Raw genomic sequence first — 15,254 nt, forward strand, 5'->3', positions numbered from 1 at the left:
GCATAATCCTCCCGCTTGCTTTAAAACGAGCGACTGAGGATCGATCATGGCGGGATTGGCGAGCGGATACTTGTCCGAGGCGCAGGCTACTGAGCCGGCCGTCGGGTCTATCGTCCCGCATCAACTGGCGATCGCGCTCGAATTTTTTCGCGCCGGGCGAGATGACGAGGCGCAAGAGATCTACGCCGCCATTCTCGCCAATTCGCCCGACCAATTCGTCTGCCTGCACCATCTCGGCCTCATCGCCCATCGGCGGGGAGACCACGCGGTCGCCGAAAGGCTGATCGAGCGGGCGGTCGCGGTCAAGCCCGACTATGTCGAAGCTCATTCGAATCTCAACGCGATCTATCGGGCCATGGGCAAGACCGAAAGCGCTCTGGCCGCGGCGCGGCGCGCTGTCGAGCTCGATCCGAATTTCGCGCAGGCGCATTCCAACCTCGGCGCGGCGCTCGAGGACCAAGGCCAGCTCGAAGCCGCGCTCGCCGCCTATCGGCGCGCCGCCGCGCTCAATCCGAGCTTCGTCGAGGCCCAGTCGAACGCCGCGAATGTTTTGCGCAAGCTCGGGCGTCCCGATGAGGCGATGGAAACCTGCTCCAGCGTCATTGCGCAAAGGCCCGACGCGGCTGCGCCCTATTTCAGCCTCGGCAATATTCTCAAGGAGATGCGACGACCGAACCAGGCGATCGAGGCTTATCGGCGCGCAATCGCCCTACAGCCCGATTTCGCCCAGGTCTATGTCAATCTCGGCAATGTGCTGCAAAGCCAGGAGAATTTCGAGGAGGCGGTCGACGCCTATCGTGAAGCTCTCGCATTGCGCCCGACGCTCGCCGAAGCGCATGTCAATCTGGGCGCGGCTCTGGACGAGCTCGGCCGATTGGACGAGGCCATCCAATCGTTCCGGGCGGGGCTCGAGCTCGATCCGAAACTGATCGCGGTGCGGGCGTGGCTGCATCACAAGCGCCGTCTGATCTGCGACTGGACCGGGATCGACGCCGAAGAGGCGGAGCTTCGCGCGTCCATGGAGCGCGATCCGACGCCGGTGCATCCCTTCGCCATTCTCGGCACGCGGGCGACCGCGGCGGAACAGCTGCGCAACAGCCGCAACTATGCGGCGAGCGTCGCGCGGGGGGCCAAACCTTTCGCGCCTTCGACGACGGAGCCGGCGAGCGGCCGAAAGTTGAGGATAGGCTATCTCTCGGCGGATTTTTGCCGCCATGCGACGGCGCTTCTGGCGGTTGAATTGTTCGAGCACTGCGACTCGTCCCGTTTCGAGATCACGGCCTATTCTCATGGGCCGGACGATCGCAGCGAAATGAGCGCGCGGCTACGCGCCGCCTTCGATCATTTCGTCGATCTTCGCGCGCTCTCGGACGACGAGGCCGCGGCGCGCATCCGTGCGGACAAGATCGACATTCTGATCGAGATGAAGGGTTACACCAAAGGCGCGCGCACGGGGATCTCCGCCCGCCGGCCGGCGCCGGTCCAGGCGAGCTTCCTCGGCTTCCCCGGGACGATGGGAGCGGATTTCATCGACTACGTCATCGCCGATCCGTTCGTCCTGCCGCTGGATCAGCAGGAGGCCTTCAGCGAGAAGATCGTTCATTTGCCCCATTGCTATCAGCCGAACGACGCGCGCCGGCTGATCGCGGACCTGACCCCGACGCGAGGGGAATGCGGTCTTCCAGAGGACGGATTCGTCTTCTGCTCCTTCAACAACAGCTACAAGATCACGCCCGAATTCTTCGACATCTGGATGCGGCTCCTGACCAATGTCCCGGGCGGCGTCCTTTGGCTTCTCGACACGAACGATCTCGCCAAGCGCAATCTCGTCCGGGAAGCCGCCGCCCGCGGCGTCGATCCCGATCGCCTGGTCTTCGCTCCGAAACTCGCCTCGCCGGAACATCTCGCCCGCCATCGGCTGGCGGATCTCTTTCTCGACACATTGCCTTACAATGCCCATACGACGGCGAGCGACGCGCTATGGGCGGGCCTGCCGGTCTTGACTTGCGTCGGACACACATTCGCCGGCCGGGTAGCGGGAAGCCTTCTGCACGCCGTAGGCCTGCCGGAACTCGCCACAGCCTCTCCGGCGGCCTATGAATCGCTGGCGTTGCGGCTCGCCCGCGAGCCAGATTTGCTGCAGGGCGTCCGCCACAGGCTTATCGGCAACCGGCTGAATTCACCCCTTTTCGACGCTGCGGCCTATACGCGCGATTTCGAGGCCGCGCTCGAAAATATGTGGAGAATTTTCGAGCAAAAGCGCGAGCCGCGAGCCTTCGCCATCGCGGCGGCGCCCGAAACGCCGGTCGCGACGGCCAAGATCCAAAGGCTTGCCTATCTTTCCTGCCCGCTTTGCGATCACGCCGACATTCCGGCGATTATCAACGCAGATTGCTCGAAACATCCGATCTACCATCCCGCGCTGCCGCCCGTGATGACATGGCGCGAATGCCAAAGCTGCGGTCATGTCTTCACCGACGGCTATTTCGACGACGGGGCCTGCGAGCTCATCTTTGCAAAAACGCAACCGAACCAGACGGTTGGATTCGACATGGAGCGGCAGCGACTGGTTTCGGCGCGCGTCGTCGAGCGGATCGCGCGCCATGTGGCCCCCGGCGGGCATTGGCTCGACGTTGGCTTCGGCAGCGGCTCGCTCTTGTTCGCCGCGGAGGAATGGGGCTATGTCCCGGTCGGGCTCGACTTGCGCAAGGACAATGTTCAGGCGCTGATCGGACTCGGCTACGAGGCGCATAGCCTATCGATCGAGGAGCTCGAGCATGACGAGCGCTTCAGCGTCGTGAGCATGGCTGACGTGCTCGAACATATGCCTTTCCCAAAAGCCGGCTTAGCGGCGGCGCGCCGGCTGCTGCTCCCCCAGGGCGCCCTGTTCCTGTCCATGCCGAACATGGACAATATGGTCTGGCGCCTATTGCACGCGAATAACGTCAATCCTTATTGGGGCGAGATCGAGCACTATCACAATTTCACGCGCCAGCGGCTTTACCACCTTTTGGAGGAACATGGATTCACGCCGGCGGCCTATCATGTCAGCGAACGCTACCGCGTTTGCATGGAGGTCGTCGCCATCAAGCAAGGATGAAGCTCGATTGCGTTTCCCCGGGCGCGGCGTTCGCTGATTTCCGGCCTTCCCACGGTTGCGGCCTCCTTGCCGTCGTCCGGTCGTTCACGTTCGACGCTGAGCGGAACGAGATTCTCCCTCCACCCCTGTCCTTTCGCGCCAAATCCAATGCGCTAACAGCGCACAGCCGAGCAGCGAGCAGGCGGCTTGAAATGCGCGAATTTTGCAGCCCGCATGGCCGAACCACAATATCCCTTCAATGGGCCATCTGTTCATTACGCTTCGTTGCGGCCATGTTGCAGATTAACGGTGTTGACATTTAGGGCGCTATAGAGTCGAAACTTAATTCATATGATTCGGCTGCTTTCGGGCAGCGTCGCACGCGGCAAATCTCCGCATTTGCGCGGCCGAGGATTGCAATCACGCCGAAGCTTCCCATGTCTCGACATGTTGGGATCGGCATGCGGCTCGATCCAGCCCGAGTCTTCCATAAACGCGCAACATGAGCATGGCCATCATGGACACCGCACTCGAACGCATCCAAGCGAAAATCGTCGAACTTGAGGCGAAGATCGGCGATCTTCGCATCGCTGAGCGTGAGCTCAAGGCCCTCGAGAAAATTTCGACGCGTCGAACCCCGACAATGGCGCCGGCGCCAAGGAGACGGCGAGGGCCGAAACCTGCGCTGCCGGCAAGAGCCGGACGCAAGTCAAAGGCGATTGCGCCGGTTGGGGCGCGCCAGACGATCGGCTCGGCGATCGCCGAAACGCTCGAACAGCATGGCGCCCTTTCCGCAGCCGCCATCTCCGAGCATATCAAGGCCTCTGGAAGAGACATCAATAATCGAACCGTCTCCTTCTCGCTTCAAGCGTTGAAAAAACGCGGCCTCGTCAGGAACGAGCATGGCAGTTGGACGCTGGCCTCGAGGGCGCGGCGCGGCCGCCCACTTCCCGGCGGCCAGGCGGAGGAAATCGGCGCGGCGAGTTGAGGTCAATCGTCGGGCCCATCGCCTTTCGACCTGTTTCTATTCGCGCGGCTAGTCATTATTTCCGCCGCTCGCGCTACAAGGACGCAAATAGGCGCAATCGGCGCGCGACGGCGTGCGCCCATCGCACGCGAAAAGCGTGGCGATCCGGCGCGATTCGCTCTTTTTTCTGATAAGGCAGGGCATGCAGCCGATCATCTCTATTTCGGGCCTCGGCAAGAGATACGCGTCCGGCTTCAAGGCCCTCACGAATATCGATCTGGACATCTACCCCGGTGAAATATTCGCCTTGCTCGGCCCAAACGGCGCCGGCAAGACGACAATGATCAACATCGTCTGCGGCATCGTCAATCCGACCGAGGGAACAGTCGTCGCTGACGGCCACGATATTCGAAAGGATTATCGCGCCGCCCGATCCAAGATCGGTCTCGTCCCGCAGGAACTGGCCACGGATGCGTTCGAGACCGTATGGGCGACCGTGAGCTTCAGCCGCGGCCTCTTCGGCAAGCCCGCCGACCCGGATCATATTGCAAAAACCCTGAAAGCGCTTTCCCTATGGGACAAGAAGGACAGCAAAATCCTTACTCTGTCAGGCGGCATGAAGCGCCGCGTGATGATCGCCAAAGCGCTGTCGCATGAGCCGAAGATCTTGTTTCTCGACGAGCCGACCGCCGGAGTCGACGTCGAGCTTCGCCGCGGCATGTGGGAGATGGTTCGGTCTTTGCAAGCAACCGGCGTGACGGTCATCCTCACCACACATTATATCGACGAGGCCGAGGAGATGGCGGACCGAATAGGCGTGATCAACAAAGGCGAACTCGTCTTGGTCGAAGACAAGACGGCGCTGATGAACAAATTCGGCAAGAAGCAACTGACGCTCAATTTGCGGACGAGGCTAACCTCAATCCCCGCCAAGCTCGCCGATTTTCGGCTCGAGCTCTCGGCCGACGGGAGCGAGCTCGTCTACGCATTCGATCCTCATGACGATAAGGTCGGCGCGCTGATGAAGGGGCTGAACGAGCTCCATATTGACTTCACCGACATAAGGACAAGCCAGAGCTCGTTGGAGGAGATTTTCGTCAGCCTGGTCAGGGCCAGACCATGAACTTTTACGCCATTCGCGCAATCTACATATTCGAGATGATGCGCACCTGGCGCACGTTGCTTCAAAGCATCGTCGCGCCCGTGATGTCGACCTCGCTCTATTTCATCGTCTTCGGCGCTGCGATCGGATCGCGCATCGCGTCGATAGAAGGAATCTCCTATGGCGCCTTCATCGTGCCCGGGCTGACCATGTTGTCTCTGCTGACGCAAAGCATCTCGAACGGTTCCTTCGGCATTTTCTTCCCGAAGTTCTCCGGCACGATCTACGAGATTCTTTCCGCGCCCATCTCCTATCGCGAAATCGTCATCGGTTACGTAGGCGCGGCGGCCAGCAAATCGATCATGCTCGCGGTCATTATTCTCGCAACCGCTCGATTGTTCGTAGCTTATGAGATCGCACACCCATTGTGGATGGTGATTTTTCTTTTTCTCACAGCCGTCAGCTTCAGCCTTTTCGGCTTCATCATCGGCATCTGGGCGGATAATTTCGAAAAGCTTCAATTGACGCCGTCTCTCATCGTAACGCCGCTGACCTTTCTCGGCGGCAGCTTCTACTCGATCGGCATGCTGCCGCCATTCTGGCGTAACGTCACGATGGCGAATCCCATCGTCTATCTGGTCAGCGGATTTCGCTGGAGCTTTTTTGGGGCCTCCGACATCAATGTCGGCGTCAGCCTCGGCTTCACCTTGGGCTTCCTGCTCCTATGTCTGACGACGGTGTGGTGGATCTTCAAAACCGGATACCGATTGAGAGCCTAATCGGCGCGCAGAGATCCTGACGGGCCTAGACGCCCGCCGTCAGCCTGCCCCTCCCCAAGTTCGCCCCCTGTCGTGGCCGACGCAGCTGTTCCGCAGCGTTGACGATGCGCGGGTTCGGACAAGCCCGCAATGGCCGGCCCCGAGGGAAACTCCCGTCGCTCCCAATCATCGCCCCTGCCCCAGCATCGCCGGTGCGCTTCGACGCCGGTGGCTAATTTGCCACAGCCGGCGGAGATCGGATTCACGCGCCGATTTTTCGTTTGACGCAGCGGCAGCCATGTCCTTACCAATATAGCTATGTTCACTTATATATCGCTTTGCGCCCTTATGCGCAGGCTAGAAGGGCGCCAGGTCATGCAATACCTGAATTCTCAGATAGATAGCTTACTGCGCCTGCCCCTGCCCGACGCGACGCCCTCCTTACCCACAGCCTCGATCAATCTTCGCGGACTGCACGGCGTCCTTTTGACCACGACGGCTGTCGCCGCTCTGCTGGCGCTGCAGGATGCGGCGCTCGCTGGACCAACTGGAGGAACCGTCGTCGAGGGCTCGGCCAATATCTCGCAGTCTGGAAGCACGACCAACATCAACCAGTCCAGCAGCAAGGCCATCATCAACTGGCAGGGCTTCTCCATCGGGTCCCAGGAGACAGTCAACTTCAACCAGCCGAGCAGTTCGTCGGTGACGCTCAACCGCGTCATCGGCAATGAGCAAAGCATCATCTCCGGCGCGCTCAACGCCAATGGTCAGGTCTTCATCATCAATTCGGCGGGCGTCCTCTTCACCAAGGATTCGCAGGTCAATGTCGGCGGACTCGTCGCCTCAACGCTCGACATTTCCAACAAGAATTTCATGGCCGGAAACTACGTATTCTCTGGCTCCTCCTCGGCCTCCGTGGTCAATATGGGCACGATCCACGCAGCCGACGGCGGCTATGTCGCGCTGCTCGGCCAAACGGTCTCCAACCAGGGCGTGATCACGGCCACGCTGGGGACCGTCGCCATGGCCTCGGGCAATAAGATCGCCCTCAATTTCAACGGAGATTCCCTTGTCGACGTGACCATCGACGAAGGGACGCTGAACGCGCTGGTGGAGAACAAGGGCGCGATCAAAGCCGACGGTGGGCGGGTGGTGTTGACCGCCAAGGCGGCCGACGCGGTGCTCTCGGCGCAGGTCAACAATAGCGGCGTCATCCAGGCGCAGACCATGGCGGCGCTCAAAGGCGGCTCCGGCGCATCGGCGACAGCGCATGTGGGATCGATCAAGCTTCTGGCTTCTGGCGGAACTGTGAAAGTCGCCGGCAAGCTCGACGCCTCGGCGCCGAAGGGCGGAAATGGCGGCAAGATCGAGACCAGCGGCAACCGGGTCACGATCGCCGACGACGCTGTCATCACCACCAAATCGGCGAGCGGCGACAACGGAACCTGGCTGATCGACCCCGACGGGTTCAACATCGGGGGACCTCAAGCCGACATCAGCGGGACTCTTCTCAGCAGTCTTCTTGGCTTCAACAACATCACGCTGCAATCGACCGACGGGCATGGCGTCGACGGGAACATCAATGTCAACGCGCCCGTGACCTGGTCGGCGAACACGACCCTGACTCTGGACGCGACGAACAATATCAACATCAATGCGCCGATCACGGCGACGGGCCTCTCCGCCGGGCTCGTGCTGAACTATGGCGGCTACGCGACCACCGGGAGCGTCAAGGCGGGGACGGACTATTACATCAACAATATAACGACGAACTCAGATGGAAGCGTGCAGGTCAGTCCAGCCTCGATCACGCTGAGCGGCGACAACGCTAGCCTCTCCATCAACGGCCAGGCCTACACGCTCATCCACACCATGGCCCAGCTCGAGGCGATCAGCACGCCGGTGCTCGACGCCAATGGGAACCAGGTTTACAGTGATTGGGATGGAACGCCTGTCTACACCGCGGCGACAGGGTACTATGCCCTCGCCGAGAATTTGGACGCATCAGGCAAGACTTATTCCGGCTCCGTGATCAATACCTTGTCCGGCACGCTCGCCGGGCTCGGGCACAAGGTCAGCAACCTGACCATTACTGACACAAAAGGTTACGGCAACGATGGCTTGATCGGCCAAGTTGGCTCAATTGCCACTGACGGCACCGTCTCGAGCACCGGCACAGTCCGCGACATCGGTCTGGTGAACGCGACAATCACCGACGATACCGGAGTTGGCAGAGGAGGCGGCGCCGACGGCGCCTTAGCCGGAGTCAATAACCAGGGAAGCTCAATCAGCAACGTCTACGCGATCAACGCGATAATGACGGGGGTCTTCCAGGTCGGCGGGCTGGTCGGCCGCAATCAGGGCGCTATCGACAACGCACATACGGTCACGACCATATCGGCCCTCGACGCCGGCTCGGACTATGGCGGGTTGGTTGGGTTCAATCTCGGGACCATAGACAACTCCAGCGCCAAAGCGAAGATAACGAGCGCAGGCGTGCTGAGCGATGGCGGCAGCAGCCTTACCTTCAGCACCAACATCGGCGGGCTGGTCGGGTACAACGCAGGCTCCATCAACAACTCCCACGCCTTTGTGGACATAACAGCCACGAACGGCTGGGAGGTCGGCGGACTGGTCGGGTACAACGCCTCGGGCTTCGACAGTACAAGCCGCCCTGGCAAGATCACAGGATCGAGCGCGGTTGGAACCGTGAATGCGACATGGACCTATACCCAGGTCAATGGCCAAAACTATGGCGGGCTGGTTGGAGAGAATTCCGGCGGCTCCATCATTGACTCCGCCTCCAATGTCAATCTGACCGTGACTGCGACGAATGGCTCCTTTGTACAGAATATAGGCGGCCTGGTTGGGTCAAACTCTTCAAATATTTTCGATGGGACAGGCGGCGCGATCACCAATTCCACGTCCTATGGGAATGTGAGCACCAGCGGGCTTGCCTTCGAAGTCGGAGGTCTGGTCGGACTGAACTTCGACGGCACCTTCAATGGCGATCACGCCTTCGGGAATGTGAATGGCACCGTCGATGTCGGCGGGTTGGTCGGGTCAAACGAAATTGGCTCAATCAGCGATAGCACTGCCAGCGGGACGGTGACGGGCAAGGCGAATGTAAACGGGTTGGTCGGTTCTAATGGCGGAACAGTCGCCAACAGCACCTATCAAAACGCGGCTGCGGCGGCCGCGGCGGCCGCGGCTCAACAGCTCGCGCAGGAGGCGGCGACCGCAACGGCGGCGGCGAATGTGATCTCGACGACCAATGCGGAGATGACGGCGGCGACGCCGCCGAGCGGATCGCAATCAACCGCAGGCAAGGAGAAAGTCGCCGCCATCGCCGGTCCTAAGATCGACGACAACCTGACGATCAAAGAGCCGCCGCCATCCTCAGGCGCAGCCGGCGGGGGGCGAGCAAACCGCGGCGGCGATTCGGAGGCCGCCGCAGGCGAGGAGGAGAACGCCGCGAGCGAGGCGCCCCGCGCGCGTCATCATGTGTCCTCCAGGTCAACGACGCGGAAAGCTGTCGTGAAGGTCAAGGGCGCCGGCTTCGGCGCCACCATCCGCCATATCGAGATCGACGGCGAGCGCTACAATTTGGAGGACAGTTCCTCCAAGAACGGCGGCTCCGCCCCCGAGAAAGCCCAGTAGCGAAACGCTCTGGCCTGAAAGGTCTATAGCAATGAAATACGGCACGTTCATCGCCTGCTGCGGCGCGTTTCAAGCAGCTTTGTTCACAGCGCCACAAGCCATCGCGCAGGTCGCGACGCCGGTTCTGCCGTATAATCTGGGCGACGCGGTCCGCGACGCGGACGCCGCGCGGCGCGCGCCTCTGCCGCCGCCGCAGGCCCAGCCGGTCTTGCCGCAGGTCTCCGAGCCGCGCCTCGTCATCAAGGACCATGAGACGCTTTTCGTACGCAGCATCGAGGTCGAAGGCCCCAATCTTATCGCTTCGGCCGAGGTGCAAGAGGTCCTCGCGCCCTTCGAAAACCGCAAGCTCACGCTTTCCGAGATCTATGACGCGGCGGACAAGGTCACGACCCTCTACCGCACGCGCGGCTATCTCGTCGCCAAGGCCTATGTGCCGGCGCAGGACGCGCGCGGAGGCGTCCTGCGGATCAAGCTGATCCCCGGCCAATATGGCGAAATCGCGCTCAAGAACCAATCGCTCGTCCGCGACGATTTTCTCCAAGCCCTGCTCGGTCACGCGCTCGGCGGCTCTCCCTATGTTCAAAAGGATCCGCTCGAGCGCGCCATGCTGCTGACGTCCGATTTGCCGGGAGCGGCCATGCCGCGCGTGGCGGTCGGTCCGGGACGGGAGGCCGAGACCTCCGACTTCGTGTTGAACGTGCCGGAAGGCCGCCGCTTCGACGGCTATCTCGTCGGCGACAATTTCGGCTCGCCCTATACGGGGCGGGATCGCGTCAGCGCCTCGCTCTCCTTGAATTCGCCGCTGGGCTACGGGGACCGTCTCTACGCCTTCGGCATCGTGTCGCAGGAGACCAATCTCGTGAACGGGCGGGTCGCCTACGCCTTTCCGATCGGCTATGACGGGATGCGCGGCGAGATCGGCGCCTTCCGGACGACCTATGTGCTCGGCGGCGTTTACGAGAGCCTTGACGGGACCGGCGTCGCGGACGGGTTGACTGCGACCTTGACCTATCCGATCGCGCGCCAGCGGGACCACAGCATTTATGTCGCCGCCAACTACACGCACAAGGAGTTGAACGACAAGGTGCTCGGCGCCTCGGTCGCAAATCGCACGATCGATCTCGCGACGCTGAGCGTCTCAGGCGATACGTTCGGATCGGTCTTCGGCCTGCCTGTGACGACGAGCACGACCTTCTCCTATACGGCCGGCAATGTCGACTTCCCCGATTACAAGCAGATGGTCTCCAATATCGTCGGCGCCGATACATACGGCATTTACGAGCGGGTGAACCTCTCCTTCAACGCAACCCTCGCGTTGAATGACAAGCTCTCTCTCTCGACCTTATTGCGCGCGCAGAAGTCCCTGTCCGGGAATCTCGACTCGAGCGAGCAGATGAGCCTCACCGGCTATTGGGGCGTTCGGTCCTATGACGAAGGCCTGAGCGGCGACAGCGGCTATCTCGTCACGCCCGAACTGAAATATGCGCTGCCGGACTTCTATCTCTACCGCCATTCGCTCGGGCTCTTCACCGACGTCGGCGCCGCCTGGCTCGCGGACGGCTCCTACACGACGACGCAAAGAACCTACACTCAGCTGAATGACATAGGCCTCGGCTATTATGCGACCTTTGAATATTCGCAGCAAAGGTTCTTCCTGATTAAGGCTCAGGTCGCCCACACCTATGGTTCGGACACGGGCGCGTCGACCTATAACCGAGGCACAAAAGGATTGTTCCAGGTCGGGCTCACCTTTTAGGTCCGATCCCCAAATGGGACGCGGCGAGATTTGGAGAAATTCATAATGCGCATGGATTGGCTGTCGAACGCGATCGACTTCGGCGTCATCGGACTGCTTGGCGCCCTCAGCGTCATTGTCGTCGGCGTCGTCATAGAAAGGGTTGTCTTTTACCGGTCCGTCGACGTGCGCGGCTACAAGAGCGCGAAGGCGCTCGAGCTCGAGTTGAGCCAGAGGCTCTTCTTGATCGGCTCCGTCGCGGCGAACGCGCCTTATATCGGCCTGCTCGGAACCGTTCTCGGCATCATGCTGACTTTCTACAATATGGGCCTCGACGCGACGGCTGACGCCGCCAAGATCATGACCGGCCTCGCCCTTGCCCTCAAGGCGACGGCGGTCGGCCTGGTCGTGGCTCTCGTGTCGGTGACGAGCTACAATGCGCTCTTGCGCAAGGCGAAAGTTATGCTGCTGCAATGGGAAATCGGCCATGGATGAGCGGCCCTTCGAGACGATCAACGTCATTCCCTTCGTCGACATCATGCTCGTCCTTCTCGCCATGGTGTTGACCACGGCCAATTTCATCGCAACAGGGCGCATACCCGTCGCCTTGCCCCAGGCCTCGCACGCGGATGTCGAGAAGCAAAAGAACACGATCATCGAGCTCGCCGCCGACGGCCAGATCTATTTCGAGGGGCAGCCCGCGTCGAAGGAGGAGCTCGAGGCGCGGCTCGCGAGCCTCCCGGCCGATGCGTCCTTCTTGATCCGGGCGGATCGCGGGATCGCCTTCCAGCGCTTCATCGACGTCGCCGATATTCTGAAGGGGCTGAAGTTTACAAAGGTCGCCGTTCAAGTCGAGGGCGCAGCCAAATAGCCCTTCGGATTTCGTTCATGCGCCACGGGCGCGGAGGGAAAATGGGCAAGATAAAATTCACGATCTATCATGGCGTGGCAGCGTCCTTCTTGCTGCATTCCGCGCTCAGCGTGCCTATCGCCGTCTACGGCCTCGCGCGCGAGCAGGACGAGCCGACGCTCGTCGTCGAGCTGCGCGGCGCCGTCGCCGAGGTTCAAGTCGAGCAAAAGCTCCAACAGCAGACGAGCACGCAGGCCAGGCCAGTGGCGGACGAGCAGGCGAAGACCACGGAAGATACGCCTGAAAAGACGGCGGCTCCCGATCAGCCCGAGGAGCTCAAGCCCGACGACGACGATGCGGCGACGCCGCCGCCCGCGCCGCAAACGCCGCAAACGCCGCCCGTCGAGGCGAAGACCGGAAATCCGGGGGCCAGCAATACGCCGGGGGCGGACGAGGCGCAAAAGGCGCAAATCATCAGGAAGGCTCGTGACGAGGAAATGAATCTCCTCAAGGCCTATGTGAAAGCGCTGCGGAAAAAGGTCCAAACCAATCTCGTCTATCCGGACGAAGGCCGCGCGCGCGGCCTGCAAGGAGAGGCGACGGTCTCCTTCACTGTTCTCGAAAGCGGACAGATCCGCGAAGGGACATTGAAGATCGTCGCGAGCAGCGGCCAGGCGCAACTGGATTCGAGCGCGCTGAAGACCATTCGCTCAAGCGCGCCCTTTGACGCGCCGCCCCGGCAAATGACCGTGGTCATTGATGTCGGCTACGGCCGCAAGCATCGTTAAGGCGCCCGGCGGCCCGCCGCCGGAGCAGGTGCGCGCCTGAAACATCGGCTAAAAGGCCGAAATATGTCCATATAATATCAATATATTGAAAATAATCGGCGCATTTTTAGGCTTTTTTGCGCCGTTATGGCCATGTTATAGATTTACATGTCGCACGGGACTCGTGGCCGTATCGGCCTTTCGGCCGAATTTTCTGCCAATAACAATAAATTACATGGCCACGCAGGAAGGGCGGCGTAGACCTGCAACGAGAGGGGACAACAATAAATGTCGAAATATACGCTAATAAAGCTCGCGATCGGCGCTTGGGCGCTTGCGCAGGCGTGCGCGCCCGCGCAAGCGGCTTGCACGACAACGTCGAACATTACCGTCGCGGTGTCGCCGACCGCCGCGAACACATTCTCGGATATCGTCGCCGACTTCCAGGCTGCCTATTCAGCGTCCTATACGTCAACTTGTTATACGGTATCTTTAGTTAGCGACTCCGATGCTTCAATCGAGAACACTATCGTCGCCGCGGGCGGAAACAGCGCCTATGACATCATGATCTCGAAGTCGCCAGTCGTTCCGGTGGAGCTTGCCCTAAAATACTCGAGTTATGTGGCCGCATCGCCTTTCGCCGTCGCTAAGGACCCGCTTGTCCTTTACTCGGTCACGACGGACATCTCTGGCGGCTTGCCATCTGCGCTGAGCGCGTTTTCGGTTCCAGATCCCGCGACGCTGGACCCTTACGGCCTAGCCGCAGTGCAAGCCATGAAAGGCGCATGGCTTTACGCCGTGGGCAAGAAACTCGCGACCAAGACGCCGGACGCCATCAGCTCTTGGACCCAAGTTGAATATGGCGGATTGACCTATGGCTTTACCGGCAAGTCGCAGATTTGCACGAATGTGACGGGCCTCTCGGAAGACTATGAGACAGGCAGCTTTCACCACGAGTATGTTCAGGGCGTCGATTATTTCAATGGCATTGCGTGGACGGGCGTGAAGCTCAGCCGTCTCTCTGGGGGCGTCGCCGTGCGGACAGCCGGCCAGGAGGCGGCGCTCAACGCCTTCATCAGCTTTCTGAGCGCGACAAGCGTGCCGGTGACTAATCCGCAGAATACGGGCGCGTCGCTACAGCTGAACGCCGGGTTGACAGACTTGGCGCAGCACTGCCTCAAAAATCCGTAGATGACAACGCCGCCGGATTGGCGAGCGAACCGCCCCGTCAAATTCGGACACACATGATGCGACGTCAATGAGTCATCGCGACTCCAGAAGACATTAGGGAAACAGCCATGTCGACAAAAAAGAACATAGTTTTTGCGGCGTCTGTTCTTGCTGCCGCAGCCGTCACGAGCGGCCCGGCGCAGGCGACGTCAATCAATATCGCCGTCGCGGCGAATTTCGCAGGGGCGATCGCGGCCTTAGCCGCTCAGTTCCTACAGACCGCCCCGTATTCGACGAAGGGGTATAGCGTATCGTACACCTCGGACTCATCAGCTGTTCTGCTGGCAGCTATACAAAACCACACCGCGAGCTATGACCTCTTCCTGTCAGCGGACGCGACCCGACCGAATACGCTTACGGCGTCGCCAAATCTGCAATCCACCGGGGCAGTTGGAACATGCACGACGACATGTGGGATAGGCGCCCCATTCCTCTATGCCGTTGGCGAGTTGGAGCTGTGGTCTCCGACGTTGACAACCGTCGCCAGCGGCCTTCCCACGACTGGCGTTCCTCCGTTTAGCCCAGCCATCGTCATCGCCGATCCGTCCAAAGCTCCATATGGTTTTGCGGCGCAGCAGGTTCTCGCGCACTCGCCCTGGTCGCTTCCGCGGACCGGAGATCCGACGGTGAGTTGCAAGGACCCGAATTCGGGGGCGACCGCCACTTGCTTGTCTCAGGCGACGAGCGAAGGCCTTTATGAGCAATCAAACATCAGTCTGACCTATTCGGCGATCAAGAGCGCCGTCTATTCGTCGGGCTTTATCGCTCAATCCTCCATCTGCAAGGCGAACGCTTCCGGCGTGAAGACCTTTTCCGGCTATCATCACACGTATGCGTATAACGACTCGACCTATTCGCATGGCAAGATTTCGCAATATGGAATCTCCATCACCTCGAACGCCGCCGGCACGGAATTGGCGGATTTTCTTACATTCATGAACAGCGCCACGGGGCAGGCGATTATCAAATCTTTCTGCTACTCGCTCAGCTGAACAGTCTGGCCGCGGGCGCAAAGCCCGCGGTCTCTGTTTCAGGCTCGGTCTGATTGTGCGGTCGGATCTCAATCCCGCCTCGCCGCCTCGAGAGTTTCGAGCGCGCGCTTGCAG

General features: G+C 60.7%; 11 protein-coding genes. All 11 read left to right on the forward strand.

Annotated elements, in window-relative coordinates:
- Positions 1–46 precede the first annotated feature (46 nt).
- The 11 genes from METAC_RS0113740 to METAC_RS25870 all read left to right on the forward strand — a co-directional run bounded on the left by METAC_RS0113740 (position 47) and on the right by METAC_RS25870 (position 15,140).
- Positions 47–3,100: an O-linked N-acetylglucosamine transferase family protein gene (locus METAC_RS0113740; RefSeq protein WP_036255592.1), complete on the forward strand. Its 3,054-nt coding sequence runs from the start codon at positions 47–49 to the stop codon at positions 3,098–3,100.
- A gap of 487 nt (positions 3,101–3,587) precedes the next feature.
- Complete coding sequence (locus METAC_RS0113745) at positions 3,588–4,067, forward strand: winged-helix domain-containing protein (RefSeq protein WP_026607492.1); 480 nt, start codon at positions 3,588–3,590, stop codon at positions 4,065–4,067.
- A 181-nt stretch (positions 4,068–4,248) separates the two neighbouring features.
- Positions 4,249–5,169 carry an ABC transporter ATP-binding protein gene (locus METAC_RS0113755; protein WP_026607493.1) on the forward strand — a complete coding sequence of 307 codons (921 nt, stop codon included), beginning with the start codon at positions 4,249–4,251 and terminating at the stop codon, positions 5,167–5,169.
- Entirely contained in the window at positions 5,166–5,927 is a 762-nt protein-coding gene (locus METAC_RS0113760) for an ABC transporter permease (protein WP_026607494.1), read from the forward strand. Before METAC_RS0113755 ends, METAC_RS0113760 begins: the two co-directional genes overlap by 4 nt.
- A 354-nt stretch (positions 5,928–6,281) precedes the next feature.
- Positions 6,282–9,566 (forward strand): two-partner secretion domain-containing protein, encoded by a 3,285-nt coding sequence (locus tag METAC_RS23650; RefSeq protein ID WP_198017216.1) that lies wholly within the window; start codon positions 6,282–6,284, stop codon positions 9,564–9,566.
- 31 nt (positions 9,567–9,597) lie between these two features.
- Entirely contained in the window at positions 9,598–11,322 is a 1,725-nt protein-coding gene (locus tag METAC_RS0113770; protein WP_026607495.1) for a ShlB/FhaC/HecB family hemolysin secretion/activation protein, read from the forward strand.
- 45 nt (positions 11,323–11,367) lie between these two features.
- Positions 11,368–11,796, forward strand: a complete 429-nt coding sequence (exbB, locus tag METAC_RS0113775; protein ID WP_026607496.1) for a TonB-system energizer ExbB — start codon at positions 11,368–11,370, stop codon at positions 11,794–11,796.
- Positions 11,789–12,172, forward strand: a complete 384-nt coding sequence (locus METAC_RS0113780; RefSeq protein ID WP_026607497.1) for an ExbD/TolR family protein — start codon at positions 11,789–11,791, stop codon at positions 12,170–12,172. The genes exbB and METAC_RS0113780 overlap by 8 nt, the downstream gene beginning before the upstream one ends.
- Before the next feature lie 41 nt (positions 12,173–12,213).
- Entirely contained in the window at positions 12,214–12,939 is a 726-nt protein-coding gene (locus METAC_RS0113785) for an energy transducer TonB (RefSeq protein WP_026607498.1), read from the forward strand.
- Positions 12,940–13,206: 267 nt separating this feature from the next.
- A complete protein-coding gene (locus tag METAC_RS0113790) occupies positions 13,207–14,109 on the forward strand; it encodes a substrate-binding domain-containing protein (protein ID WP_026607499.1) in 903 nt (300 codons plus the stop codon).
- Positions 14,110–14,216: 107 nt separating this feature from the next.
- Positions 14,217–15,140: a substrate-binding domain-containing protein gene (locus tag METAC_RS25870; protein ID WP_084143643.1), complete on the forward strand. Its 924-nt coding sequence runs from the start codon at positions 14,217–14,219 to the stop codon at positions 15,138–15,140.
- The last annotated feature ends 114 nt before the right edge of the window (positions 15,141–15,254 follow it).

Source organism: Methylocapsa acidiphila B2 (genome assembly GCF_000427445.1).
GTDB lineage: Bacteria > Pseudomonadota > Alphaproteobacteria > Rhizobiales > Beijerinckiaceae > Methylocapsa > Methylocapsa acidiphila.